General features: G+C 62.8%; 28 protein-coding genes and 1 pseudogene. 14 read left to right on the forward strand and 15 right to left on the reverse strand.

The window, feature by feature from the left end; all coding sequences use genetic code 11:
* Nucleotides 1-9: 9 nt before the first annotated feature.
* The 3 genes from GA829_RS12205 to GA829_RS12215 are packed head-to-tail and all read right to left on the reverse strand — an operon-like array spanning nt 10 to nt 3,751.
* Nucleotides 10-927, reverse strand: coding sequence for an NAD(P)-dependent oxidoreductase (locus tag GA829_RS12205; RefSeq protein ID WP_195178747.1), 918 nt, complete (start codon nt 925-927; stop codon nt 10-12).
* Nucleotides 924-2,138 (reverse strand): mandelate racemase/muconate lactonizing enzyme family protein, encoded by a 1,215-nt coding sequence (locus GA829_RS12210; protein ID WP_195178748.1) that lies wholly within the window; start codon nt 2,136-2,138, stop codon nt 924-926. The genes GA829_RS12205 and GA829_RS12210 overlap by 4 nt, the downstream gene beginning before the upstream one ends.
* Nucleotides 2,135-3,751, reverse strand: coding sequence for a GMC family oxidoreductase (locus GA829_RS12215; protein ID WP_195178749.1), 1,617 nt, complete (start codon nt 3,749-3,751; stop codon nt 2,135-2,137). Before GA829_RS12215 ends, GA829_RS12210 begins: the two co-directional genes overlap by 4 nt.
* Before the next feature lie 225 nt (nt 3,752-3,976).
* Between GA829_RS12215 and GA829_RS12220 the strand changes: the two genes are divergently transcribed.
* Complete coding sequence (locus GA829_RS12220; protein WP_195178750.1) at nt 3,977-4,372, forward strand: acyl-CoA thioesterase; 396 nt, start codon at nt 3,977-3,979, stop codon at nt 4,370-4,372.
* A gap of 124 nt (nt 4,373-4,496) precedes the next feature.
* A complete protein-coding gene (locus GA829_RS12225; protein WP_195178751.1) occupies nt 4,497-4,670 on the forward strand; it encodes a hypothetical protein in 174 nt (57 codons plus the stop codon).
* Between the two features lie 188 nt (nt 4,671-4,858).
* Here GA829_RS12225 and GA829_RS12230 read toward each other — a convergent pair whose 3' ends face one another.
* A complete protein-coding gene (locus tag GA829_RS12230) occupies nt 4,859-5,227 on the reverse strand; it encodes a winged helix-turn-helix transcriptional regulator (protein WP_195178752.1) in 369 nt (122 codons plus the stop codon).
* 88 nt (nt 5,228-5,315) lie between these two features.
* On the opposite strand from GA829_RS12230, the gene GA829_RS12235 reads away from it, so the two are divergent.
* Nucleotides 5,316-5,921, forward strand: a complete 606-nt coding sequence (locus GA829_RS12235; RefSeq protein WP_195178753.1) for an NADPH-dependent FMN reductase — start codon at nt 5,316-5,318, stop codon at nt 5,919-5,921.
* Between the two features lie 57 nt (nt 5,922-5,978).
* Here the strand turns inward: GA829_RS12235 and GA829_RS12240 are convergent, their stop codons facing one another.
* Complete coding sequence (locus GA829_RS12240; RefSeq protein WP_195178754.1) at nt 5,979-6,380, reverse strand: winged helix-turn-helix transcriptional regulator; 402 nt, start codon at nt 6,378-6,380, stop codon at nt 5,979-5,981.
* A 97-nt stretch (nt 6,381-6,477) separates the two neighbouring features.
* On the opposite strand from GA829_RS12240, the gene GA829_RS12245 reads away from it, so the two are divergent.
* The 4 genes and pseudogenes from GA829_RS12245 (at nt 6,478) to plsY (ending at nt 9,911) form a co-directional block, all read left to right on the forward strand.
* Complete coding sequence (locus GA829_RS12245) at nt 6,478-7,467, forward strand: quinone oxidoreductase family protein (protein ID WP_195178755.1); 990 nt, start codon at nt 6,478-6,480, stop codon at nt 7,465-7,467.
* Nucleotides 7,468-7,759: 292 nt separating this feature from the next.
* Entirely contained in the window at nt 7,760-8,338 is a 579-nt protein-coding gene (locus GA829_RS12250) for a class I SAM-dependent methyltransferase (RefSeq protein ID WP_195178756.1), read from the forward strand.
* 7 nt (nt 8,339-8,345) lie between these two features.
* The gene (locus tag GA829_RS12255; RefSeq protein ID WP_195178757.1) at nt 8,346-8,948 is read left to right on the forward strand and encodes a DedA family protein; all 603 of its coding nucleotides are present in this window, start codon (nt 8,346-8,348) and stop codon (nt 8,946-8,948) included.
* Between the two features lie 277 nt (nt 8,949-9,225).
* A pseudogene (gene plsY, locus GA829_RS12260) lies at nt 9,226-9,911 on the forward strand (glycerol-3-phosphate 1-O-acyltransferase PlsY).
* 48 nt (nt 9,912-9,959) lie between these two features.
* Here the strand turns inward: plsY and GA829_RS12265 are convergent.
* Together GA829_RS12265 and GA829_RS12270 are read right to left on the reverse strand one after the other, a co-directional pair.
* Nucleotides 9,960-11,270, reverse strand: coding sequence for a hemolysin family protein (locus tag GA829_RS12265; RefSeq protein WP_195178758.1), 1,311 nt, complete (start codon nt 11,268-11,270; stop codon nt 9,960-9,962).
* 75 nt (nt 11,271-11,345) lie between these two features.
* Nucleotides 11,346-12,260: a LysR family transcriptional regulator gene (locus GA829_RS12270; RefSeq protein ID WP_195178759.1), complete on the reverse strand. Its 915-nt coding sequence runs from the start codon at nt 12,258-12,260 to the stop codon at nt 11,346-11,348.
* A 126-nt stretch (nt 12,261-12,386) separates the two neighbouring features.
* On the opposite strand from GA829_RS12270, the gene GA829_RS12275 reads away from it, so the two are divergent.
* Nucleotides 12,387-13,409, forward strand: a complete 1,023-nt coding sequence (locus GA829_RS12275; RefSeq protein WP_195178760.1) for a zinc-dependent alcohol dehydrogenase family protein — start codon at nt 12,387-12,389, stop codon at nt 13,407-13,409.
* A 9-nt stretch (nt 13,410-13,418) separates the two neighbouring features.
* Here the strand turns inward: GA829_RS12275 and GA829_RS12280 are convergent, their stop codons facing one another.
* From GA829_RS12280 to GA829_RS12295, 4 genes are all read right to left on the reverse strand, one after another.
* The gene (locus GA829_RS12280) at nt 13,419-14,120 is read right to left on the reverse strand and encodes an LssY C-terminal domain-containing protein (protein ID WP_195178761.1); all 702 of its coding nucleotides are present in this window, start codon (nt 14,118-14,120) and stop codon (nt 13,419-13,421) included.
* 66 nt (nt 14,121-14,186) lie between these two features.
* Nucleotides 14,187-14,999 (reverse strand): extensin-like domain-containing protein, encoded by an 813-nt coding sequence (locus GA829_RS12285; protein ID WP_195178762.1) that lies wholly within the window; start codon nt 14,997-14,999, stop codon nt 14,187-14,189.
* A 99-nt stretch (nt 15,000-15,098) separates the two neighbouring features.
* On the reverse strand, nt 15,099-15,686 hold the full coding sequence (locus GA829_RS36610) for an extensin-like domain-containing protein (protein WP_258052257.1): 588 nt from the start codon (nt 15,684-15,686) through the stop codon (nt 15,099-15,101).
* 696 nt (nt 15,687-16,382) lie between these two features.
* Nucleotides 16,383-16,808, reverse strand: a complete 426-nt coding sequence (locus GA829_RS12295) for a DUF3775 domain-containing protein (RefSeq protein ID WP_195178763.1) — start codon at nt 16,806-16,808, stop codon at nt 16,383-16,385.
* Nucleotides 16,809-16,959: 151 nt separating this feature from the next.
* On the opposite strand from GA829_RS12295, the gene GA829_RS12300 reads away from it, so the two are divergent.
* Both GA829_RS12300 and greA read left to right on the forward strand, forming a co-directional pair.
* Complete coding sequence (locus GA829_RS12300) at nt 16,960-17,499, forward strand: tetratricopeptide repeat protein (RefSeq protein WP_195178764.1); 540 nt, start codon at nt 16,960-16,962, stop codon at nt 17,497-17,499.
* 283 nt (nt 17,500-17,782) lie between these two features.
* Complete coding sequence (greA, locus tag GA829_RS12305; RefSeq protein ID WP_195178765.1) at nt 17,783-18,256, forward strand: transcription elongation factor GreA; 474 nt, start codon at nt 17,783-17,785, stop codon at nt 18,254-18,256.
* Nucleotides 18,257-18,488: 232 nt separating this feature from the next.
* On the opposite strand, the gene waaC is transcribed toward greA, so the two are convergent.
* The 3 genes from waaC to rfaD are packed head-to-tail and all read right to left on the reverse strand — an operon-like array spanning nt 18,489 to nt 21,396.
* Nucleotides 18,489-19,469, reverse strand: a complete 981-nt coding sequence (waaC, locus tag GA829_RS12310; protein WP_195178766.1) for a lipopolysaccharide heptosyltransferase I — start codon at nt 19,467-19,469, stop codon at nt 18,489-18,491.
* Nucleotides 19,466-20,473, reverse strand: a complete 1,008-nt coding sequence (gene waaF, locus GA829_RS12315) for a lipopolysaccharide heptosyltransferase II (protein WP_195178767.1) — start codon at nt 20,471-20,473, stop codon at nt 19,466-19,468. Before waaF ends, waaC begins: the two co-directional genes overlap by 4 nt.
* Entirely contained in the window at nt 20,446-21,396 is a 951-nt protein-coding gene (gene rfaD, locus GA829_RS12320; RefSeq protein WP_195178768.1) for an ADP-glyceromanno-heptose 6-epimerase, read from the reverse strand. Before rfaD ends, waaF begins: the two co-directional genes overlap by 28 nt.
* 160 nt (nt 21,397-21,556) lie before the next feature.
* Here rfaD and GA829_RS12325 point away from each other — a divergent pair, with 160 nt between their 5' ends.
* The 4 genes from GA829_RS12325 to GA829_RS12340 all read left to right on the forward strand — a co-directional run bounded on the left by GA829_RS12325 (nt 21,557) and on the right by GA829_RS12340 (nt 25,035).
* Nucleotides 21,557-22,189 (forward strand): LysE family translocator, encoded by a 633-nt coding sequence (locus tag GA829_RS12325; protein ID WP_195178769.1) that lies wholly within the window; start codon nt 21,557-21,559, stop codon nt 22,187-22,189.
* Nucleotides 22,190-22,321: 132 nt separating this feature from the next.
* Complete coding sequence (rfaE1, locus tag GA829_RS12330; RefSeq protein ID WP_195178770.1) at nt 22,322-23,815, forward strand: D-glycero-beta-D-manno-heptose-7-phosphate kinase; 1,494 nt, start codon at nt 22,322-22,324, stop codon at nt 23,813-23,815.
* Nucleotides 23,816-23,822: 7 nt separating this feature from the next.
* Nucleotides 23,823-24,395, forward strand: a complete 573-nt coding sequence (locus GA829_RS12335) for a D-sedoheptulose-7-phosphate isomerase (protein WP_195178771.1) — start codon at nt 23,823-23,825, stop codon at nt 24,393-24,395.
* Nucleotides 24,388-25,035, forward strand: a complete 648-nt coding sequence (locus GA829_RS12340) for a D-glycero-alpha-D-manno-heptose-1,7-bisphosphate 7-phosphatase (protein WP_195178772.1) — start codon at nt 24,388-24,390, stop codon at nt 25,033-25,035. Before GA829_RS12335 ends, GA829_RS12340 begins: the two co-directional genes overlap by 8 nt.
* Before the next feature lie 47 nt (nt 25,036-25,082).
* Here the strand turns inward: GA829_RS12340 and GA829_RS12345 are convergent, their stop codons facing one another.
* Nucleotides 25,083-25,364 (reverse strand): helix-turn-helix domain-containing protein, encoded by a 282-nt coding sequence (locus GA829_RS12345; RefSeq protein WP_195178773.1) that lies wholly within the window; start codon nt 25,362-25,364, stop codon nt 25,083-25,085.
* Nucleotides 25,365-25,372: the final 8 nt, after the last annotated feature.

Below are 25,372 nucleotides of genomic sequence, written 5' to 3' on the forward strand. Positions count from 1 at the left end.
GGTTTTTTATCAAAGCTCCAGCTTGGCCGGAAAACCCGATGCGCGCAGGTCGGTGCCGACCGCATCCTCAAGCAATTTGACGATCTGTGTCGACCAGGCGCCGCCGCCATAGGCCGCCTTGCCTTGCTCGAAAATCGCGTTGACGCGCGATGCCAGGTCGAGCGGCACGCCGGATTTTTCGCCCATGGCCAGCGCAAAGCCAAGATCCTTCAGCGCCAGGTCCATGGTGAAGCCGATATCGTAGGAGCCGTTCAGCACCAGCTGGCTCTCGGTCTCATGGACGAAGCTGTTGCCGGAGGAGGCAACGATGGCGTGGTAGGACTGGCCGAGGTCGAGCCCGCCTTGCCTGGCCAGCATCAGGGCTTCGCCGGCGGCGACGAGATGGATGAAGGCGAGCATGTTGGTGATGACCTTGATCACCGCCGCCGAGCCGATCGGACCCATCAGGAACGACTTCGCGCACATCGCTTCGATGGCCGGGCGATGACGTTGGTAGAGTGATGCATCGCCACCAACCAGTGCGGTGATCTTGCCGGCCGCGGCCAAATGCACGCCGCCGGTAACAGGGCATTCCAATGTGTCGATGCTCTTTGCCGAAGCGAGCGCTGCGAGACGCATGATCTCGTCCCGGCCGTTGGTCGACATCTCGATCCAGGTGCCACCGTTGGGCAGGCCTTTCAGCAATCCGCCCGGGCCGGCCAGCACCGCTTCGCTGATCTTGGGCGAGGGCAGGCAGGTGATGGCATTGCCGGCGCGGGCGGCGGCCTCGGCGGGGCTGTTCGCGGCTGCCGCGCCGAGCGCGACGAGGCGCTCGACAGCGGCCGGGTCACGATCGAAGACGGTGACCGCGAAGCCGTTGCGGATCAGGCTGGCGGCAAGGTTGCCGCCAAGATGGCCGAGGCCGATGAAGGCGTAGCTCTCGCTCACGGCATCAACGGCGTCTGCATCATCTGCAGATGCAGGTCCTTGCCGGTGTAGGGATGGGCATCGCAGACCGCCTCGTTGAGTTCTACGCCGAGGCCGGGCTCCTTCGAGGGAATGACATTGCCGTCCTGCCATTCGATCTTCTTCTTCAGCAGCGTGGCGTGGAAGCCGTCCCACTGCTTCAGCGATTCCAGGATGAGGAAGTTGGGCAGCGTCACGGCGAGCTGGATGTTGGCGGCGCCGACAATCGGTCCGCAATAGCAATGCGGCGCGATCTGGATGTGATAGGCCTCGGCCATCGCCGCGATCTTCTTGGTTTCGAGAATACCGCCGGAGCGGCCGAGATCGGGCTGAAGGATGGTCGCGGCGCGGTTCTCGATGACACGGGCGAACTCGAACTTGGTCGTCAGCCGCTCGCCGGTGGCGATCGGGATCGATGTGCCGCGCGCCACCTGCGCCATCACTTCGGGCATATCAGGCGGCACCGGCTCCTCGAACCACAAGGGATCATAAGGCTCGATAGCGCGGGCCATGCGCAGCGCGCCCGACGCGGTGAACTGGCCATGCGTGCCGAACAGGATGTCGGCGCGGGTGCCGACCGCTTCGCGGATCGCCTTGATCATGCGGGTGGAGACATCGATGTCGACGAGGCGCGGCTGGTGGCCGTCGAAAGCCGTATAGGGACCAGCCGGGTCGAGCTTCACGGCATTGAAACCCTGCTCGACATATTCGAGCGCGCAGGCCGCCGCCAGATCGGGGTCGTTGTAGACGTTCTTGCCATCCGGCGCGTCCTCGGAATGAACACTGCCGGTATGCGGATAGAGATAGGTGTAGGAGCGCAGCGTTTCGTGCACCTGGCCGCCAAGCAGTTTGTAGACCGGCTTGTTGGCCTCCTTGCCGATAATGTCCCAGCAGGCCATTTCGAGTGCCGAGAAACAACCCATGCCGGACACGTCAGGACGCTGCGTGAAGCCGGAGGAATAAGCGCGGCGGAAGAAGGTCTCGATGTCGTGCGGATCGCGGCCGACAAGGTAGCGCTCGGCCATGTCCTCGACCATCCTGGCGGTGACATGGGCCGAGAAGGTGGCGTTATAGGCCTCGCCATAGCCGACCACGCCGCCATCGGTGGTGAGCTTGACGAAGATGAAATACTTGCCGCCGATGCCGGGCGGCGGGTTGCCGACAACCCAGGTCTTGACGTCGGTGATCTTCATTGATGGTCCTCCAGAACCAGTTCGGCGCCCTTCCATCCGGTCATGACCGAGGCGGCGTTGGTGTTGCCGGTGATGTTGTCCGGGAAAATCGAGGCGTCGATGACACGCAGGCCTTCGAGGCCATGCACCTTGAGGCGCGGGTCGACCACGGCGCGCTGGGGATCCGGCCCCATGCGGCAGGTCGAGACCGGGTGATAGACGGTGCCCGAGCGCTTGCGGAAATCCTGCACCAGGTCGGCATCGGATTGGATCGACGGACCGGGCAAGACTTCTTCCGCGATGATTTCCGCCATCGCAGGCATCGAGGCAATCTTGCGCACGAATTTTACCGCCGCCAGCATCTCCTCGACATCGGCATTGGTCGAATAGGCATTGGCGACGATCTTGGGATAATCCAGCGGGTTCTTCGAGCGGATCATGATCTCGCCACGGCTCGACGGGCGGCAGTTGGACAGGCCGATCGAGAAGCCAGGCCATGGATCAGGCGTCAGGATCGGGCGCTCGCCGCTCTTCGGAATGACGGTCGAGAAAGCCTGGAAATAGAGCTGCATGTTGGGCCGCGTGGCCGTTGGGTCGGTGCGGAAGAAGCCGCCGCCGTGGTTCATCGACAGCGACAGCGGACCGGAGCGTGTAAGGATGTACTGCATGCCAACCAGAAGCTTGCCCCACCAGGGCCGCAGGATCTGGTTCAGCGTCGGGACCTTGCCCTTGAACGTGTAGTTGATGCCGACATGGTCCTGCAGGTTGGCGCCGACATTTTCATTGGCGTGGACAACCGGGATGCCCAGGCCGCCGAGCAGTGCTGAGGGGCCGATGCCGGAGAGCTGCAAGAGTTGCGGCGAGTTGATCGAACCGGCGGACAGGATCACCTCGCGGCCGGCGCGGGCGGTTTTCGTTTCACCGTTCTGCAGATATTCGATGCCGACGGCGCGCTTGCCATCGAACAGGATGCGGCTTGCCAGCGCATTGGTCTCGACGCGGACGTTGCCGCGCTTCATCGCCGGGCGCAGGAAGGCGCGTGCGGCCGACATGCGGCGGCCGTTTTTGGTCGAGATCTGGTAGATGCCAACGCCTTCCTGGGCCGCGCCATTGAAGTCGGGATTGAGCGGCAGGCCGGCCTGCTGGCCGGCGGCGAGATAGCGTTTCGTCAGCGGGTGGACGGCGTTGGTGGTGTCGCTGATGTGCAGCGGGCCGCCGGTGCCGCGCCATGTATCGGCGCCGGCCTCGTTGTCCTCGAGTGCCTTGAAGGCGGGCAGCAGATCGTCAAAACCCCAGCCGGGATTGCCGGCGTCGCGCCAGTCGTCGAAATCCTCGCGCGCGCCCCTGATCCAGACCATGGCGTTGATCGAGCTCGAACCGCCGAGCAGCTTGCCACGTGGCCAGTGATCGACATTGCCGCCAAGGCCGGGGTCGGGCTCGGGCTTGTAGTTCCAGTTTACCTTGGGGTCGAAGAAGGTCTTGCCGTAGCCGAGCGGCATCTGCACGTAGAAGCGCCGGTCGGTACCGCCGGCCTCGAGAGCCAGAACCGAGAAACGGCCGGAAGCCGACAGTTTGTCGGCGAGGACCGAGCCGGCCGAGCCGGAGCCGACAATGATGAAGTCATAGGTCTGCATGATGGAAACAAGCGGCTCCGGAAATCTGGCACCAGCCTAGACGCGGCGGTGTCCAGAAGTCGCCGGGCGTTCCGGCATGCGTTGTGAAAAAAGCGACCGGGACAGCGCGCGTTTTGGAAACGCCATCAAGGAACCGACATTTCAGTCCAGCCCGCTCCGAGTTCGTTGACGCGCTCGCGCCATGACGGTACGGGATCGAAGCCAATCGATCGCGAAGGATTTCCCATGGTGCACTATGCTGAAGGACGGCCGCTTGGCGATCTGACGCTGCGCACGCTCGCCATGCCTTCGGACGCCAATGCCGCCGGCGACATTTTTGGTGGCTGGGTGATGGCGCAGATGGATCTGGCCTGCGGCATCCGCGCCGCCGAGCGCGCCAAGGGCCGTGTGGTGACGGCGGCGGTGAAGGAGATGTCCTTCGCCAAGCCGATGAAGATCGGCGACACGCTGTGCATTTACACCCACGTAGACCGCGTCGGCCGCACCTCGATGGTGCTGAAGGTCGAGGCCTGGGCGCAGCGTTATCTCTCCGACCTGATGGAGAAGGTCACGCACGCCGATTTCGTCATGGTCGCCTTGGACGGCGAGGGCAAGCCGAAGGCGGTTCCAGCGGAAAGCTGAGCGCTTATTCGCGGCACTGCGACGACTGCTCCTGGCATTCGCGTCATCCGCGCGGGAGATGCGAATTCCAATGTTTTCGGCTGGGCTGGTGGCCGGATCCCAAAGGGAGACAATGCGTCAACGATTGCTGAACGGCGCACTGGCGGTTGCGCTCGTCGAGGTGCTCTGCCTGCTGGCGGCCGGTGCCTATATCGGGATCGAGCAGGGTGAAGCCGGGGGGTGTTGTGCCAACGCAAACCGCATCATCAGCAGTCCGGCGGACCAGGAAACGGAGCCGCTGAACGGCGAAGGCTCGTAGCGCCGGCAGAGCGGCTTCAGCAACGGTCGGGAGCTAGGACACTGCGATCTGGATAGCGTACCGATCAGCTTCGGCCAGGGTGACCTGACTAGACTGATCCGATCACAATCGCCGGCCGGGGCGTGGAGTTGGGACGGTCTCCGGACATGGCGCCGAGCCGTGCTCAAACTCCTTGCATCGCAAGGGGTTCAGACATGCATGTCGTCGAACTTTACCCGTGCCGCCTGAACCCGCACGGTGTTGATGCGGGCCCATTCGCCGAGCGCGCCAACTGGCACGAGCAACTCGTGGCCGAGTTCGGTCAGCTCATAATCGACGCGCGGCGGAATGGTCGGAAAAACGGTGCGGGTGACGAAACCGTCGCGCTCCAGCCCACGCAAGGTGGTGGTCAGCATCTTCTGCGAAATGCCGCCGACAGCCGCGCGCAATTCATTGAAGCGCAGTGGTCCGTCGCCAAGCTTGCCGACCACCAGAACGGTCCATTTGTCGCCGACGCGCTGCAGGATTTCCGAGACGGCGCGGCAGTCTTCGGTGCGGTGTGGGTGCCTCGGTATCAAAAAGGTGCCTCCTTGCGCGTCACGTTGACAGTATCTCATATAGCGCCGGTATCCAAACGATACCAGTACTTCCTACCAGGAGAGCCCCATGTCCAAGCCCAAAATCGCCATCATCGTCGGTTCGACGCGCGCCGCCCGCTTCGCCGACGTTCCGACCCAGTGGATCGCCAAGATCGCAAAGTCGCATGCCGACATCAACGTCGAAGTCGTCGATCTGCGCGACTTCCCGCTGCCCTTCTTTGACGAGGTTGCATCGTCCGCGTGGGTGCCGTCAACCAACGAAGTGGCGTTGCGCTGGCAAAAGAAGGTCGCCGAATATGACGGCTTCATCTTCACCGCCGCCGAATACAATCATGGCCCGACCGCCGTGCTGAAGAACGCCATCGATTATGCCGCCAATGAGTGGAACAAGAAGCCGGCCGGCTTTGTCGGCTATGGCAGCGTCGGTGGCGCGCGTGCCGTCGAGCAACTGCGCATGCATGCCGTCGAGTTGCAGATGGCGCCGGTCAAGTCCGCCGTCCATATCGCCTGGGCCGATTTCCTCGCCGTGCGTCAGGGCGAAAAGAAACTCGAGGATTTCGAACATCTGAACCAGGCAGCAGCCGCGCTGGTGAACGACGTTGCCTGGTGGGCCAAGGCGCTCAAGACCGCGCGTCAGGCCGACATCCTGGCCGAGGAAGTCAAGGCGGCCTGAACCGCTTCGACATAATCCTCCCAAGGAGACGGGGCGGCGCTTGCGCCGCCTTCTTTTTTACATCGCGGGGCTGCTGTGTGCATCCCGTGACTGCCTTGGCCGAATGATGCAGTCGGCAAGGCGATGCGTCTCGTCCAGCTCATCGGCGTGGTGCTGGCCCCACTGGCAAAGCGCGAGCAAGATGGGCTCAAGGCTGAGGCCGAGTGGTGTGGCCGAATATTCGACGCGTGCCGGTATCTCGGCAAAGATCTCGCGGCTGACGAGGCCGTGTTCCTCCATCTCGCGCAACTGCTGGATCAGCACTTTCTGGGTGATGCCGGGCATCATCGCCTTCAGCGCGTTCAGCCGCCGGGGACCATCGAAGAGATGGTAGAGGATGACCGCCTTCCAGCGCCCCGAAATCACCTTGAGCGCCCGTTCCGCCGGCAGCAGCGGCAGTCTTTTCGTTGGTCTGGTCATGGTCACCTCCTGGTCAGCAGGGGACAAAAGAGTGTGTGGTCGAGGTCACGCAGATAGTGGCAAACCGCCGATGAAACCATAGCCATCGGAGTTTGCCATGAGAGCCGTTCAATTCAGCCGTTTCGGCGGTCCAGATGTCCTGGAGGTGGTCGACCTGCCAACGCCGCAGCCGCAGGCCGGCGAAGTGCTGGTCCGCGTCCATGCCGTCGGCATCAATTTCTTCGAAGTGCTGATGCGGGGTGACCGCTACGCGGTGACGCCGCAATTGCCGATGGTGCCCGGAGTTGAGGCGGCGGGCGTTGTCGAAGCCGTTGGCCAAGGTGTGGACAAGGGGCTGCTTGGAACCCGTGTCGCCGCGCCGCTGTTCATGTCAAAGCGTCCCTACGGCGGCTACGCCGACTATGTGACGATCGACGCCAGCCTGGCCGTGCCGTTGCCGGACGCGCTGTCGTTCGAAGATGCGAACGCGCTCCTGGTGCAAGGGCTGACCGCTTTTCATCTGTCACGGCAAAGCCCGCCCCGAGGCAAATCCGTGCTGGTCAGTGCCGCCGCTGGCGGCGTCGGCTCATTGCTGGTGCAACTGGCCAGACGTGATGGTGCGAGCCGCATCATCGCCGTGGCGGGCGGCACAGCCAAGCTCGATCTTGCCTTGTCGCTCGGCGCTGACGCGGCCATCGATTACAGCGAGCCAGATTGGATGGCGCAGGTGAAGGAGGCGACCGGTGGCGCCGGCGTCGACATCGTCTACGACACTGTTGGCGGATTGCTGACAGCTGCTTCCTTGCAGGCTCTGGCGCCAGGCGGCGAACTGGTGTTCGCAGCGCTTGGCCGCTATGCGATCGGCGCGTCGGATCTCGAGGCGATGATCGGCCGCAACCAGTCCCTGCGCGGCTTCGCGCTGTTGCCGCTGCTTTCGCCCGGTGCAATCAACGCCAGCCTGTCTTCGCTGTTCCAGCTCGCGGCAAGCGGTGCGCTTGTGGTGCCCAGGGGCAGCCGCTTCCCGCTCGAGCAGGCCGGCGAAGCCCACCGGCTGCTGGAGGAGCGCCGTTCAACGGGCAAAGTGGTGCTGGTGCCTCAGATGCCTTGACCAAGACGGATACCGTAGGCGTCGTGGTTGATCGATTGTCGTCCATCCGATCACGGATCATGGCCGAGAAGGTTTGCCTTCCAGGACATGGCGCATTGTCAGCAATGCGCCTCTGGGCTCGTCAAGTCGATTCTGTTTTTTCTCGTTCATGACAGGTTCCCTCAATCCGTGCGTGAAATACCCCGGATTGTCATCTGAATAGGGAAAGAACAATGACCTCAACCGCCATCGGCTTTGCGGCCGATCCACGAATCATGACTTGGGCTTACACTTCAACCTTCGGATGGCCGACATGCCGATAGTTGACATCCTGCCTTTTTTTCTCGCATGGATCCGCAACCCGCGCCGTATAGCGGCCGTAACCCCATCGGGTGCCAGGGTTGCAGCGTTGATGACGCAAGAGATCAACGCCCAAACAGGCCCTGTCATTGAACTGGGACCAGGCACTGGATCCTTTACCTATTCCATTCTCGATCGCGGTGTCTCTGAGAACAATCTCACGCTCGTGGAATTCAGCGCGGATTTCGTCCAGCTCTTGAGAAAGCGCTTCCCGCAAGCGCGTGTCCTGAGAATGGATGCAGCGCGGATTGGCGATCTGAGCCTGTTCGAAAATGCCCCTGTTGGTTCAGTCGTCAGCGGATTGGGCTTTCGCAGCATGCCCCCGCATCAGGTCGCTGCCATCCTGGGCGGGGCTTTCAAATATCTGCGGTCTGATGGAGCCTTTTACCAAATCACCTACGGTCCGCGCTGTCCGGTTCCAGCGTCGGTTCTCGACCAGCTCGGCCTTCATGCGGCGCACATTGGCCGGACAATATGGAACTTACCGCCAGCGTCCGTCTACCGGATATCCAGACGCCACGCCCGTTCCTGAGTTCGCCATGGAACCGTCCAGCATTGTCTCTTTATTGCTGAGCTTCGGATTTGTCGGTGTTGGCTGTCTCGCCATTGCCGAAAAGTTCGTCCCTCTCTTCCCGTCCTATGTGCTGCTGATGCTCTTGGGATTGACTGTTCCAGATATCCCGACCCTCGTCCTGACCATTGTCGCCACGACACTCGGATCCGTTGTTGGCGGGCTTGGCTGGTATGCAATCGGCTGGTGGCTCGGGCCACAGAAGGCACGCTCGGCAATCGCCCACTATGGGAAATATGTGCTTCTGAGACCGGCCTTGTATGACCGGTTGACAAATGCGTATCAACGCAACCATTTCTGGGTGACGCTTTCCGGTCAGATCATTCCCGCGATCCGGATTTATCTGGCGCTGCCAGCCGGTATTTTAAAGCTTCAGCTCAGAATTTTTTTGACGGCAACATTGCTCGGCTGTTTCATGTGGAATGGGCCGTTCCTCTGCCTTGGCTACGCGTTGCGCGGCAGCGGCAGCGATCCGGTTCAAGTCGGCTTTTGGGCCGCCATCGTCCTCATCGCCGCCGAGGGCACGATACTGCTGACTGTTCGGGTTCGCAAAGGCGCGAGGCGCGGATGATCGAGCCGCCGATCACCAAGGCGGCCGTCCCAACACGGCTGCGATGGATCATCAGCGCATGGGTAGGCGCAGGAATTGATTTCGTTCCCGGGACCAGGGGGAGGACCAGGCGTGCGACTTGCCCGCCGGCTGGACGGGAAATGATACCGAGCAGACATATGTGCCTGGACGCGACCTTCGCTTCTTGAATATCGAACGTCGGATCTTGAGCCTTGGCGGTCAAAAACGTAGACGACCAAATGATGATTGCCTGAAATTGGTCGCCGAGGTGAATCCCATGGCTTTCTGGATCGCGAGCGTGGCTGGATTGGTGATCGCCTATCTCCTGGGTTCGATGCCCACGGGCTATCTGGCTGGGAAACTGCTCAGGCGCATTGATCTGCGAGAGCATGGCTCCAAATCCGTTGGGGCGACAAATGTTTTGCGAACCTTGGGGAAATGGCCCGCGTTGGCGGTGCTCCTGGTGGATGTGTCGAAAGGTGTGGCGGCGATCGTCCTTGCCCGCTGGTTTTATCCTTGGCTCTTACATTGCCGTCCGTCACGCCACCGACAGCGCTTGATCCACAAACCTGGGTGCCTAGGGCTGTTTGCCTGGCAGGGCTTGCCGTGTTGCTGGGGCATAGCCGTTCGATTTGGTTGAATTTCGCAGGCGGAAAATCCGCAGCGACTGGGCTGGGCGTGTTGTTGGCGATATCGTGGCCAGTAGGCTTGGGTGCCGCGACGGCTTTTGGCGTTGTGCTGGCTGTCGTTCGGATTGTTTCCCTCAGTTCGATGCTTGCGGCGTTGACCGCGATCGCCCTCATTGCTGGCTTGGAGCAACCGTTGCCCTATCGGGTGCTGGTGATTGCCGGCGGCATTTACGTGATTGTGCGCCATCGTGCCAACATTCAGCGGTTGCTGGCTGGGACAGAGCCACGCCTGGGGCAAAGTGGCCCGGAATCGAAAGCACAATCGCAAACCTAATTTAGTGCGCGAGCTCTGGGGCTATTTCAGCCGAGCGTGACGGATCGCTCAGCGCCCCGGTTCGCGATGGCCACCGGGCAGGCGAGTGGCGATGAGCTTGTCGATGCGGCGGCCGTCGAGGTCCACCACTTCGAAGCGCCAGCCTTGCGCGTCGACGCATTCGCCGGTCGCCGGCAGATGATGCATGTGCGCCAGAACATAACCGGCAACGGTCTCGTAGTCGCGGTTTTCCGGCAGGTCGATGCCGAGCACATCAGCCATCTCGTCGGCCTGCATGTAGCCGGCGAGCAGCCATGAGCCGTCCTCGCGCTGGACCGCGTTTTCCTCGTCGCCGGCGTCGGTATCGGCGCGGAAGACGCCAGTGATGGCTTCGAGAATGTCGGCGGGCGTGACGATGCCTTCGAAATGGCCGTATTCGTCATGCACCAGCGCCATCGGCACATCCGATTCCTTCAGCTTGGACAGAACATCCAGCGCGTCGGCCTGATCATAGACGATCGGAGCGGCGCGGACATGCTTGCGCGGGTCAAGCGCCCGGCCGGCGAGCAGAGCCGCCAGCACGTCGCGCGTCTGTACCACGCCAACCATGACGTCGACGCCGCCGTCGCCGGCCGGCAAGCGCGAGTGCTGCGTCTCCATCAGCAGTTTCCTGATGGCCGCCTCGTCGGACTGAAGGTTGATCCAGTCGACCTCGGTGCGCGGCGTCATCACCGCACGAACCGCACGGTCGCCAAGCCGCATGACGCCGGCGATCATGCGCCGCTCGTCGGATTCTATGGTGCCGTGATGCTCGGCCTCGGCGACCAGCATCTTGATTTCCTCATCGGTGACCTTCTCCTCGCTTTCACCGCGCTGGCCAAGCAGCCACAGGATGGCGCGGCCGGAAATATCCAGCAGGAAGACCAGCGGGGCCGAGATGGTCGCGAGAATGGTCATCGCAGGGGCTGCCCTTGCCGCGACCCGTTCGGGGTCGCGTAGCGCGATCTGCTTGGGCACCAGTTCGCCGACGATCAGCGAGAAGTAGGTGATGATGGCAACGACGATGCCGACGCCAAGCGGGTCGGCGAGATTTTCGCGGATGCCGTTCGAAGCCAGATATTGTGCCAGACGTTCGCCGAGCGTGGCGCCGGAAAAGGCGCCGGACAGCACGCCGACCAGCGTGATGCCGATCTGCACCGAGGACAGGAATTTGCCGGGATTGGAGCCAAGCTCCAGAGCGCGGCCGGCACCGTTGACGCCACGGTCGATCATGGTCTTGAGGCGGGCTGGCCTGGATGAGACGATGGCGAGTTCGGACATCGACAGAAGGCCGTTCACACAGATGAGGACGACCACGATCGCGATTTCAACGTATAGCATGAGCGGTCAATAGCATTGCGGCGCGGTCTTCGAAAATAGCCCGCCATGTTTTTTAGACAATGACGTGATCATCGCTCATTCGGCGTCCCAGGCCGGCGCTGAAAAATGCGTGACCAGCGCATCGACCACGACCCGCACTTTCGGCGTCAATGCGCGTGTCACTGGCCAGACGGCATGCACGACGATGTGTTCGACCAGGCAGTCCGACAGCACCATTTCGAGGTCGCCGCTTCGCAGACTGTCGGCGGCCAGCCAGGTCGGCAGAAAGGAGATGCCGCAGCCGGCAAGGGCGGCATCCAGCATCGGTTCGCCGTGGCCGAGAACGAGCCGTGCCTTGGGTACGAATGTCACGAGGTGACCGTCTGGATGCTTTATCGTCCAGGGGCGGATGACGCCCTCACGGCCATAGCCGATGACGCTGTGCGCGGCGAGATCCTCGACTTTGCGTGGCCTGCCATGCCGCTCGAGATAGGCGGGGGCCGCACAGATGGCCGAGCGCTGGGCATAGATGCGCCGCGCGGCGAGCGACAGGCTGTCGTCGAGTTCGCCCATGCGGATCGCCAGGTCGATGCCTTCCTCAATCAGGTCGACGCGGCGGTCGTTGAAGGAAATCTCCACCGTCAGGTCCGGAAAGTTCTTGGAGATATCGAACAACACGGGGGCGACGCAGCGGCGGCCGAAGGCCAGCGGCACATCGATCCGAAGCCGGCCGGAGGGAACCTGCCGGCGCGCGGCGAGCAGTGACTGTGCTGTTTCGATCTCTGCCAGCGCCCTGACACACGCTTCATAATAGCTGATGCCTTCGCTGGTCGGGCTGAGACTGCGGGTGGTGCGGTTGAGCAGGCGCACGCCAAGCCGCTGCTCAAGCTGGGCAATCGACTTGCCGACCGCCGACTTCGTCACATGCATGCGTTCGCCGGCACCGGTGAAGCTGCCGGCCTCCACAGCCTGGACGAATGCGACGATGCCTTGCAGGTCAACTGATTCCATCCCGGTTTCCTATTGTAGAATCATAATCCTCAATCAGTTGCATAATATGCCGCATAGAAGCACTATTTTCCATAGTCAAATGGCATAAATGTCTCGCGTGACATCAATCACGGAGCGCGAAAAGACATGAGCACTGACATCAACAGGTCCTGGCAAATGAGCGGCTTTGGCCTTTCCAGGCTAAGCCAGGTGAAGGGCAAGGTTCCCGTGCCCGGGCCGAACGACCTGCTTGTGCGGACCAAGGCCGTATCGCTCAATTACAAGGACAAGATGGTCGTCGATGGCGTGCTGATCCCAGACCTTGCCTTTCCTTTCGTGCCGACATCCGACGCGGTCGGCGAAGTGGTGGCTGTCGGCAATGCGGTCAGCCGTTTCCAGGTCGGCCAGCGGGTGCTTGGCCAGGTGATTGCCGACTGGCCGGATGGCGACGCCCCGCCGGTGCTGCACAAGCACACGCTGGGCTCGACGCTGTCGGGCATGCTTTCGGACCATGTCGTGTTCGGCGAGGATGCCGCGGTGTTGGCGCCGCCATCGCTCAGCGATATCGAGGCGGCGACGCTGCCGATAGCCGCGCTCACCGCCTGGTTCGCCATGGCCGAGGCGACCCGGCCGGTGCCGGGCCAGACCATTCTCATTCAAGGCACTGGCGGTGTGTCGCTGTTTGCGCTGCAGTTCGCCAGGGCTTTCGGCCTGCGCGCCATTGTCACTTCGAGCAGTGACGACAAGCTCGCGCGGGCGAAAGCGCTCGGCGCCTGGCAAGTGATCAATTATCGCACGCAGCCGGCCTGGGACGAGGCGGCGCGCGAGTTGACCGACGGCATGGGCGTCAACCATGTTCTGGAAATGGTCGGCGGCGACAATGCGCGCCAGTCGTTGAATGCACTTGCCGCCGATGGCCGGCTGTCGATCATCGGCCTGCTGGGCTCGATGGAACTCAGCTTTCCGATCATGCCGTTCATGCGCAACCGCATTGTCGTGCAAGGCCTGTCGGTTGGCCATCGCCGCGCCTTCGAGCGGATGAATCAGGCGATCGAGGCGCTGGCCATCAAGCCGGTCATAGACAAGGTCTATGGCTTCGATGACGTCTTTCCTGCCATGCAGCATCTGGAGAAGGGGCCGTTCGGCAAGATCGTCATCACCACGGCCTGATTTCTGGCTCTACGGCTTCAGGATGCCGACCACGGCCTTGCCATCGGTGAAATAGGGATCGCCGCCGCCATTGCGCCCGGCGCGGGTGGCGCCGATGCCGGCGATGTCGCTGGTCGAGATCAGCATGCCGGCGGCGGTCAGGTCCTGAATTACGGTATCGCGCTCGGCGTCGATGTCGGGGCCGATGTGATGGGTGATGGCGCCGGTGTCATGGCTCAGGCCGACGCCACGATCGAAGCTGGCGGAGCCCAGCCACAGCGGCCGGCCATTGTCGCCGGCCGCATCGGTCCGCCAGAAGCGGACATGGTGACGCCGGTCGGCGCTGCCGCCGACCGGTTTTTCGAAAGCGAGATCCTGGGCGCGGCCTTCAAACAGCAGCCGGCTGACCGGCGCGTCCGGATAGGGGTGGTTGAACAGCACGCTTTCGCCGATCTCGATCGCCGTCTTCAGGGTCACCGCGTCGGCGGTGTCCCAGCCGGCGACGGCGAAGGCGTGGACCACCTCTTTTTCCGTGCCGACAAGACCGATGTTGATCGGATCACCTTGAATGCCTTGCGGCGTGTGCGTCACCATCTCGAAGCGCTGTGAACGAAATCCGCGATCGCGAAAGGTCCAGAATTCCGGCGCGGCGAAATAGGCCAACGCCAGATAGGCGGCGAGCAAGGCCGCCAGCCAGATGGTGACGCGTCGTCGGAGGCTTGGTTTGCTCATCAATGCGGCTCGATTCCGCGCGCATGATAAGCCTCGTATCAGGCCCTCGGCAAAGGGCCGACACGGTCAGCGGCAGGCGCGATAGCCGTTCTTGCGGTTCTTGATGTCGAAGTGGAAATGGTTGCGGTGGTCGTAATTGTAGCCGGGGCCAAGCACCGTGGTGAAATACTGGCAGCCGTCGGCGCGCACATTGTTGAGGAAGCCTCGCGTGCGGAAGGCGAACAGGCCGGGCTTGCGCACGTCGATGTCGTCGCCGTTGTTGAGTTCGATGCTCATCACGTCGAGCGCGTTGCCCTTGCCGTGTTCCGACAGCACGCCCTCACCGGCGATGTTGCGGCAGGAATAGCTCGAACCCTGGTGGATGGTCTTGACACCGGAGAAATAACGCCAGCGCGCGGAAGGAACGAGTTCGTTCTTCGTCCAGCCAGCGAAAGTGGCGGCCATGTCGCAGGTCAGCGTGGCGGCGGGCTTCATCTCGATGCTGCCGATGGCCGAGACCTTGACCGGATAGTCGATGCCGCACTGGCCTTCATGGATTGGCGTAACATCGGTGTAGGTGACTCCGAGGCGCTTCAATTGCTGGCGGCAGTCGGTCTCGCTGGCCGGCATCTGTTCGGCCGGCGACATCGGCTCGTCCATGCGCGGATAGGCGGCGGTCATGTAGGGGTTGGACGGAACCAGCTTCTGCATGCCGGTATATTGTGGCACGGCCGCCGTTTGCGAGCCGACATCGACAGCCGGCTCCAGCGACAGCACATTGCCGGTGTTGCAGGCCGAGATGGAGGCAATGGCAAGCGTGGCCGTCAGCCCAGCGGCAGCGACGCGCATGCGTTTCGATTGGCGCGCGGCCTTCAATGCGGCGCGAATTGTCGCGGCCATTGGCGGAATCCCGTTCCTGGATATCCGGCATTTTAACGATCAAGGGTAAAGGAAAACTCAGCGCCGGCGTTCACGCCTGAGGCCGAAATGCGGCGGGCCTCACTGGCAGAACGTTCCGCCATGGCGCCTCGGTTCAAGATCCAGGTGGAAGTGCAATTCGTGATCCGGGTCAGCGCCGGGGCCAAGCACGGTCTTGAACGGCCCGCAGGCGGCGTTGCGAACGGCATTGAGGAACTTGCCTTCTTTCTCCGGCGGGGTCGGGCCGACCTCGATCTTCTTGCCGTCCGAAAGCGTGAAGCTGGCAATGTCGAGCGCGTTGCCGAATGCATGTTCCGAGAGTTTTCTGGTGCCGTGGCGCGGCCGGCAGACGAAGGCCGAAGCCTGGCTGATCGACTTCAGATCGGCGCCGAATTCGGCCTTGGCCGCCGGCTGGATGACATCGGCGGCAAAGCGCGCGGCGGCTTCCGCCATCTGGCAGTTCAACTCGGTGCCGGAGCCGATGGCAATGGATTTGCCGAGCGTCTTCACGACGATTGGGTAGGGAATCGAGCAACCGATGTCGGGATTGCTCTCCGCCTTGTGCTCTTCGAATTCGACGCCGAGCGTCTTCAGCCGCTCACGGCAAGCGACTTCCTCCGCAGGCATCTTGTCGGCCGGCAGATCGGCCGAACGGGGATCGGGCAGCATCTTCTTGTCGCCCGCGTCCGCCGGCTTTGGCGGAGGCTGTGGGGCGACAGCAGGCGGCTGAACCTCGGGCGCGGGGATAGGAGGACCTTGGATAGCAGGCTCTGGGACATCAGGCCTTGGTGTTGGTGTTGGTACCACTGCCGGCGGCTCCGGCTCGTTTTCCGTATTGGCGGGCTCGGGTTCGTTTTCCGTATCGGCCGATGGTTTGGGGGCCGATGGTTCGGGGCGCGCCTGCCTTTTTTCGCGGGCCTTTTCTTCATTGAACCGATCAGACGCTCCGCCGGTCTTCGAGCCTTGCGTCTTCTGCTCTTCCGTCTTCGGGGTTTCTTCGACTATCGGAGCGCCCGCTGGACGCTGCTCCGGCACCGGAACAATGGCGGGCGGCGGCACGGAATCCTGCGTTTTCTGTGGGGCCGGGTTCGAGGCGGGTTGCTGCGCGCGCCGGTGTTTCAACCGCTTCGCGCCTCTCGGCTTCAGCGGCTGGTCAACGCGCGACGAGAGTGGCTGCTCTATCCGTGTCAGCGGCGTATGGTGCCGGTATCGATGTTTGGCGGCGGCTGGATCAACGAACAAGGCGCCAACGGTCATGACCATCGCCATCTTGCACATTCTCGAAAAGACAAACGACGTCATGGCCGTCAACGGCGCCGACGCCTGGAGGTTGCCTTGGCCCGATCACGAACGGTAACCGCGCCGTTACGCGCCGATCGCTTCCAGCCCTTCCTCCAGCCAGTCGGCCAGCAGCGGCATGCCGAGCAGATATTTTGCCGTCCGTTTGTTGGCGCGCTCGCGTGCCGCCGTCAGGGCGTCGGTCCATTCCGCCGCGTCGTAGTCGCCACGGCCGACCCAGGCCAAGGCCACGAGTTCAGCTGCTTCGTCGACGTTGAGATCGTTGATCAGCTCGCGCAACTCCACTTCGGCCAGATTTTCGGAGCTTTCCTCGGCCAGGCCGTCGTGGTGATGGTTGACATGCGCTTCGGCATCGAGCTCGACCTCATGCTCGGCGCCATCGGCATAATCCTCATTGACGGCGGCGCTCAATCCCTTGGCCTTGAGGATGAACAGGCGCACGGTATCGGGACCGATCGAAAGCTCCCATTCCTTTTCAAGGCGCCGCTGCACTGGCCGTCTCCGTGGGCTCCGTCCTTCCGTTAGACGGATGATAGCGGATTTGCAGCGTCCGTCACGTCATGTTCGATGGCATTGCTTTTTCTGGGATGAAATGGCCGCAGCATGGCGTTAGTGTTGCATTCTCACCCTGAAGGAGGCCTCGATGCATAAAAGATTGCTTATCCAGGCGGCGACCGCGCTTGTGGCGCTGCAGTTCTTTGCGGTTCCGGTGTTCGCTGCCGGCGGCGACAGTTCTGGCACCGACCAGACCGTAACCCAGTGCAAGAAGGGCGAGGTCTGGGACAAGAAGAAGAAAAAGTGCGTCGCACCGCAGGAAGGCATGCTGGACGATGACAGCATCTATGATGCCGGCCATGCGCTGGCACTGGCCGGGCGCTATGACGAGGCGATCGCCGTGCTCAGCCTTGCCGCCAACAAGCAGGATCCGCGCATTCTCAATTATCTAGGCTATTCGCACCGCCATTCGGGCCGTGTCACCGTCGGTCTCGGCTATTACGAGGAAGCGCTGCGCATCGACCCCAACTACACGCTGGTGCGCGAATATCTCGGCGAAGCGCATCTGCAGATCGGCGATCTGGCCGGCGCCCAGCAGCAGTTGTCGGAAATCGAGAAGCGCACCGGCAAGGGTTCGCGCGAGTACGGCATGCTGTCGGAGCAGATCGATCATTTCATGCGGAGCTAACTCTGCTCGCAACGCTCTTCAAAACCGGCCGCGAGCAATCGCGGCCGGTTTTTTGTTGCCGCCGCCCTTCGATCGGAAGTGCCGCAGCGGCATTTGCGAAAACAGCGGATGATTTTTCCAAAACCGATTTTTTGGCGTGAAAAACCCGGCGACATTGCTATATTAGGGCAAATTTCGGTGAAACGGTTCCGTTAGCCCGAGGCTTCCGGACCGTTTTCTTTTTGTACCCATCGACAAGGCTTTCCCCGAAACGCGGGGGTGGCGGCAGGAAAGGTCAGGCATTATGAACAAGGTCCCGATGACAGGCGAAGGGTTCGCGTCATTGAAGGAAGAACTGCGCTGGCGCCAGCAGGAAGAGCGGCCGCGCATCATCGAGGCGATCTCCGAAGCGCGCTCGCATGGCGACCTGTCCGAAAATGCCGAGTATCACGCCGCGAAGGAGTCGCAGAGCCTGAATGAGGGCCGCGTCAACGAGCTGGAGGATTACATCGCGCGGGCCGAGGTCATCGATGTCTCGAAGCTCAGCGGCGACAAGATCAAGTTCGGCGCCACCGTGGTGCTGGTCGATGAGGATACCGAGGAGAAGAAAACCTACCGGATCGTCGGCGACCAGGAAGCAGACGTGAAGTCAGGCCGTATCTCAATCTCTTCGCCGATCGCCCGCGCGTTGATCGGCAAGGCAGTCGGCGACGCCATCGAGGTCAACGCTCCTGGCGGCGCCAGGGGGTATGAGATCGTCCAGGTGCAGTTTATTTAGGCATCGAAGGCGCAGGCTATCAATCCGAAACGCCGCGCCGCCCCTCATCTGGCTGCTGCCATCTTCTCCCCGTATAGAGACGGGGAGAAGAGGCTGGCCGCAACATAGGCTCTATTTTCTGCAACGTTCATGAGTGGCGAAATCATCGGTGAAGGCTTCCTTCTCCCCGTCACTTACGGGGAGAAGTGCCCGGCAGGGCGATGAGGGGCAGCGCCGACCTTCAGATTGAAATTCAATCTTTACTGATATTCGCGCGGCTAAGCGCCAGCAGCCTTTCCGCCTCCGCCATCACCTCGGCCGGCGTCACGCGACCACCGGAAGCAGCCAGCAGCGTCGATGAAAATGGCCCGCGTGGCCCGGTGAGACCGGGTTCGGTTGCGAGGAACACCGCAACCGTCGGCAGGCCGAAGGCGCTGGCGAGGTGAGTAAGGCCGGTGTCGGCGCCAATCACCAGGGTCGATCGGCCGAGAATGGCGGCAATGCCGGCAAGCGGCGATTTCGGCACCACCATTGTCCGTGGCTCGGCTTTGGCGATCGCCTCGGCCACGGCCCGCTCAGGCGCGTTCGACCAGGTGGTGACCGGCGTCATGCCCCACGCCACGATCATTTGCGCGGTCTTTATCCAGTCTTCGACCGGCCATTTCTTGTCTTCGCGGCTGGTGCCATGCAGCAGGAAAGCGGTCTTGCCGTCGATGCCCGCCCAGTCGCCGGACGGCGGCACGATGCCCGAGCCGAGTTCGGAAAGGTCGGGCTGATAGCCGAGCGCCAGCCCGAACAATCGCCGTGTCCGCTCGATGGCGTGCAGGTTGCGTGGCACGGCGTAGCGGTGGTTGTAAAACAGTGTGGCTGATGGTTCGCGGGCACTGGCCTTGTCGAAACCGGAAATGGGTGCTGAAGCCTGCTTTGCCACCAGCGCCGATTTCAGCAAGCCTTGCGCATCGATCACCAGGTCGTAGCGGCAGCCGCGCAAGGCCGAGCGCAGGTGCGCTGCCTCGCGCCAGGTGTTCTTGTCCAGCAGCGACTTGCGCCAGCGCCGGATCGCGACCGTGTGAATCCCTCTAATTGCCGGATGCAGCGCGACAATGCCGGCGAAGGCTTCTTCCACGCACCAGTCGAAGGCGATATCGGGCCGCGCGCGGCGCGCGTCCTCGAGTGCGGGAAACGTGTGGATGACATCGCCCATCGAGGACGTCTTGACGATGAGCACTTTCATACGGCGGCCGGGACTTCCAGCAGGCGCTCCGCCGCCGCCGCGACCTGGCTGACTTCAAGCGTCTTCAGGCAGTTGAGGTGGCCGAGCGGACAGACCTTCTCATGGCAAGGCGAGCAGGACAGGTTGAGCCAGACCAATTCGCGATGCTCGGCCAGGGGCGGGGTGTTTTCCGGCGACGTCGAGCCATAGACGGCAACGACCGGCGTGCCGACAGCCGCCGCGACATGCATCAGCCCGCTGTCGTTCGACACCGCGAGCCTGGCGGCGGCGATCAGGTCGATGGCGTCTTCCAGCCGCGTCTGGCCGGCGAGGTCGACAACACCGGATGCAAGCGACGCGATCTCGGCCGTCACGTCGCGGTCGTTTTTTGAGCCGAACAGCGCGACCCGGAAACCCTTGGCCATGAAGCCGCGGGCAAGCCCGGCATAATGTTCGCTTGGCCAGCGCTTGGCCGGGCCGAACTCGGCGCCGGGCATGAGTGCGATGAACTTCTCCGGCTCAAGCCCAAACCGGCTCAGCAGCGCGGCCTGGTTGCCAGCGTCGACCGAGAGCCGGGGCGCGCGGAATGTGCCGCCCTGAGCGAGGCCGAAATAGGCTTGAGCGGTACGCCGTTTGACGCTGCCGGGCAGGGGCACGATGTCGGTGAGCAGGCCATAGCGCATTTCGCGCAGATTGCCGAAACGGCGCGGAATGCGGGCAAAGAACGGGATCAGCGCCGATTTCCAGCTGCCCGGCAGGATATAGGCCCTGTCGTAGCGGCCGCGCAGCAATCGGCCGAAACGGCGGCGGATGGTGAATTCGAGCGCGCCGGGCTTGAGCGGAAAATCGATCTGCTGGCGGAGTTCGGGCATGCGCTTGACCAGCGGCGCGGCCCAGGCCGGCGCCAGCACATCGATCGCGGCGTTCGGATGCAATTCCTTCAGCGCCGAAAACAGGCACTGCGCCATGACCATGTCGCCCACCCAGCGTGGGCCGATCACGAGGATCGTTGGGCTCTCAGCCATTCGACATAGTCTCTGACGCCGGTTTCCACTGTCTTGAATTGGCCATTGTATCCGGCTGCACGCAACCGGGACATATCAGCTTGCGTAAAACTCTGGTAGTTACCCTTGAGGTGATCCGGGAATTCGATGAACTCGATCTCGCCTTTTCCCAACGTGTCGATCACCGTTTCGGCAATGGCGCGAAACGGCTGGGCGCGGCCGGTGCCGCAGTTGAAGATGCCGCTCAGGCCACGCTTCCACAGCCACAGATTGACGTCGGCGGCGTCACCGACATGGATGAAGTCGCGGCTCTGCTCGCCGGGTCCGAAACCATCATAGGCGCCGAACAGTTTCGGGTTCTCGCCGCGTTCAACCTGGTTGAACAGATGGAAGGCGACCGAGGCCATGGTGCCTTTGTGCGCCTCGCGCGGGCCATAGACATTGAAATAGCGCAGGCCCGCCACCGGCGAATGATCGGTATCGAAGACGGTGCGGCGGACATAGTCGTCGAACAGCTTCTTCGAATAGGCATAGACGTTGAGCGGCCGCTCGCAGTCCGGCTCCTCGCGAAACTCGGAACCGCCGCCATAGACGGAAGCCGAGGAGGCGTAGAGGAAGGGGACACGCAGCGCCAGGCACTGATGCAGCAGCCGCTTCGACCAGGCATAGTTCACCTCCATCATGAACTTGCCGTTCCACTCGGTGGTGGTCGAGCAGGCGCCCTGGTGGAAGACCGCCTCGATGCGGCCTAGCCCGCCGGCCTCGAGCGTGGCCAGGAAATCGTCCTTGTCGAGATAATCGGCGATGCTGAGATCAGCGAGATTGGTGATCTTGTGGCCGTCGGTGAGATCATCAACGACCAGGATGTCGCTGTGACCCTCGGCATTGAGCGCGGCGACGATGTTGGAGCCGATCATGCCGGCGCCGCCCGTGACGATGATCATGAAGGCCTCTGGTTGCTTCCGATTCCGGTCCTTATAAGGGAGCCTTGATGGGCTGTCGATAAAGCTGACGAGGAGCGGAGCCGCGAATGCCACGGTGAGGCCGCAAAGCGCCTGCTTCAGTCGGTCATAGCCGCCCAGCCGATCTTGAGGGACCAGGACAATGCCTTCGACCGAACTGTTGATCGCGTTTTTCGCCACCACGGCGATCTTCGCCTATATCCCGGGACCGGCCATGCTCTACGCCGCCGCGCAGACGATGGCGCGCGGCCGCTGGTCCGGCCTGACGGCGGTGCTCGGTATCCACCTGGGCGGTTATGTGCATGTCTTCGCCGCCGCCGCCGGCCTGTCAGTCCTGTTCCACGCCGTGCCGCCGCTCTACATGGCGGTCAAGCTCGTCGGCGCGCTCTATCTGATATGGCTAGGCATTGCCCTGTTCCGCAGGCGGGCAGGGGGCGATATGGCACTGCCCGAGATCGATCGGAAATCGGCGCGCCGCGCCTTTTTCGAGAGCATCACGGTGGAAGTGCTCAACCCCAAGACGGCGATCTTCTTCATGGCGTTCCTGCCACAGTTCATCGATGCCTCGGCGGCCTTCCCGGTGTGGCTGCAGTTCGTGTTGCTGGGCACCATCGTCAACCTGATGTTCTCCTTCGCGGATGTCGTCTGCGTCTTCCTGGCCGGTGCCATCATCGGCAGGCTGCGGCGCTCGAGCCGCGCGCAGCGCGTGATGCAGCGTGCCGGCGGCGCGCTGCTGGTCGGGCTCGGTGTCCACGTTGCCTTGCAGAAAACCTGACCTGTTCGCCCTGGGCCCGGCGTTGCGCTGGGTCAAATTGCGGTATATCGGCTTGCCCATGACCGGCTGGCCCTCGCAAATCGGGCGTTTCAACCTATCTGAGATCGGCTTTCCCCACGCGTTGCAGATGAGATGATGAAGCACAATCCGCCTTCTCCAGAACCCTTGCACCGCGCTATTGCGCGGTTTGGCGGCGCCACCGTGCTGGTGGTCGGCGATCTCATTCTCGACCGTTTCGTCAACGGCGTCATCGAGAGGATTTCGCCGGAAGCGCCGATCCCCGTGCTGCATGGGCGCGGCGAAATCTCGGCGATGGGCGGCGCCGGCAATGTCGTCGCAAACATCGTTTCGCTCGGCGCATCCGCCATTCCGGTCTCGGTGATCGGTACGGACCCAGCCGGCGACACGCTGGTGCGGATGCTGGGTGAACTCGGCGCCGACACATCGGGTCTCGCGCAGGAGCGCGGCCGCATGACCTCGTCAAAGAGCCGCTTCAGCGCGCTCAACCAGCAGGTGCTGCGTTTCGACGAGGAAGAGATCAAGCCGCTCGGCGCCGCGGAACGGGCAACGCTGATCCGGCATTTCCAGGCGGCGCTTTCGCGCGCCGACATCGTCATTCTCTCCGACTACGGCAAGGGCGTCCTTCTCGACGGGGTCGCCGCTGAACTGATCGCGATCTGCCGCGAGGCGGGCAAGCCGGTGCTGGTTGACCCGAAGGGCCGCGAATACGCGCGCTATGCCGGCGCAACGGCGATCACGCCCAACCGCAAGGAACTCGGCGAGGCCGTTGGCCACGCGGTGTTCGCCGATGACGAGATCGTCGCGGCGGCGCGGCAGCAGATCGCGGCGCATGGTTTCGATTTTGTCGTGGCGACGCGCAGCGAAAAGGGCATGAGCGTCGTCAGCGCCGACGACGTCAGCCATATCGCGACGCAGGCACGCGAAGTGTTCGACGTTTCGGGCGCCGGTGACACGGTGATCGCGACTTTCGCGCTGGCCCTGGCGGTTGGCACGGATCGCACGGCGGCGGCCTCGCTCGCCAACGCCGCTGGCGGCGTGGTTGTGGGCAAACGCGGTACGGCGCGGCTGACTGTCGAGGAGTTGAGCGGCGCGTTGTTCCGCTCGCACGGCCCGACCGTCCACAAGGATGCCATTCTCGACGCGACCGCCGCGGCACGGCTGGTGGCGGCGTGGAAGGATGAGGGGCTGAGCGTCGGCTTCACCAATGGCTGTTTTGACATCCTGCACGCCGGCCATGTCAGCCTGCTGCACGCGGCGCGCAGCCAGTGCGACCGGCTGGTGCTCGGCCTCAACAGCGATGCCTCGGTGCGCCGGCTCAAGGGCCCCAGCCGTCCGGTCAATGATCAGCATGACCGCGCCTGCGTGCTCGCTGCATTGGCCTCGGTCGATGCGGTGGTGGTCTTCGATGAGGATACGCCGCTGGCACTAATCGCAGCGCTGCTGCCCGACATCCTGGTCAAGGGCGCGGATTACACGGTCGAGACCGTGGTTGGCGCCGATGTCGTGCAAAAGGCCGGCGGGCGCGTGGTGCTCGTCGATCTCGTCGCCGGCAAGAGTACGACTGGAACCATCGGCAAATTGCGTGCCGGCGGCAACACAAACTGAGGTTTTCATGTCCGAACTGAACGACTACATGGTCCGCTCGGCGGCCGCGATTATGGCGACGGTCGAGCGTGACCTGACCGCCGAGATGGAACGCGCGGCAAGCGCCGTCGTCACCGCGCTTTCGTCGGGCAAGGCGCTGCTGATCTGCGGCAATGGCGGCTCGGCCAGCGACGCCATCCACATAGCCGGTGAACTGGTCGGCCGCTTTCTCAAGGAGCGCAAGGCATACAATGTCATCGCGTTGCCAGCCAATGCCGCGGTGCTGACCGCCTGGGGCAATGACTACGGCTTCGACACGGTGTTTTCGCGCCAAGTCGAGGCGCATGGCTCGGCCGGCGGCGTGCTTTTGGCCATCTCGACCAGTGGCAATTCGCCCAGCATCCTTGCCGCAGCCGAACAGGCGCGGATGATGGACATGACGGTGATCAGCCTGACCGGCGACACCGGCGGCAAGCTGAAGCCGCTGACCGATATCCTGCTCAACGTGCCCTCGACTTCGACGCCGATCATCCAGCAGGGACATCTGTGCCTCTACCACTATCTGTGCGAGGTGGTGGAAGCGCGCCTCAGCGATGGCTGACAGGGCAGGGATCTCGGGCGCGTATCCGCTGGCCGAGCCGGGCCTATGGGTCGAGCGGATCGGCGACAGGGTTTTCCCTGGGGCAAGCCCGGCGCTGTTCCTCGACCGCGACGGCACCATCAATATCGATACCGGTTACCCCGATGATCCCGCCATGATCGGACTGCGCGACAACATCGCGCCCGCCATCGAGGCCGCCAACCGCGCCGGGATTCCGGTTGTCGTCGTCACCAACCAGTCCGGCATTGCGCGCGGCTATTTCGGCTGGGGTGATTTCTCCGCCGTCAACGGCCGCGTGCTCGACCTGTTGAGAAACCAGAACGCCTTCGTCGACATGGTTCTCGCCTGCGCTTATCACGAAGCCGGCGCGGGGCCGCTGGCGATTGCCGACCACCCCATGCGCAAACCCAATCCAGGCATGCTGGTTGAGGCAGCCAAGCGTCTCGGCATCGATCTTCCGCGCTCGCTGATCGTCGGCGACAAGCCGGCTGATATGGAGGCGGGCCGCCGCGCTGGCTTGGCGCATGGCTGGCTGGTTGACGGCAATTTGTCCGATGAAGCCGGTTTCAGGGTCTCGCCGCTGAATGATCGGAATGATCTGGACGATTTGGTTGTCTTGATCGAGATGTTGCAAGGTTAGTTGCGACGCAGCTATCGAAGGTCTTTGAATGGTTGCGACAGCGCCGCTCAAGCAGCGTCGGCGATGTCGAGTCGAACGGCTAGCCCTGCCTTCCCAGCAAGGGTAATCAGGGCCTCCAAGCTGAAATTCGTGATCCGGCCCCGGAGCAAGTCATTGAGTCTGGGTTGCGTCGTTCCGAGCCGTCGCGCGGCCTCGGACTGAGTGACGTTCCAGCCTTTCACACGCTGTCCGATAGCAATGAGGAGATTTGACCGTATCGTCATGTGAGCGGCTTCCTCAGGAGTATCCTCCAACGCATCCCACACATTGGCGAAGGTCTGAATTTCCATAGGTTCTG

This window comes from Mesorhizobium sp. INR15 (assembly GCF_015500075.1).
In the GTDB taxonomy this organism is placed as follows: Bacteria; Pseudomonadota; Alphaproteobacteria; order Rhizobiales; family Rhizobiaceae; genus Mesorhizobium.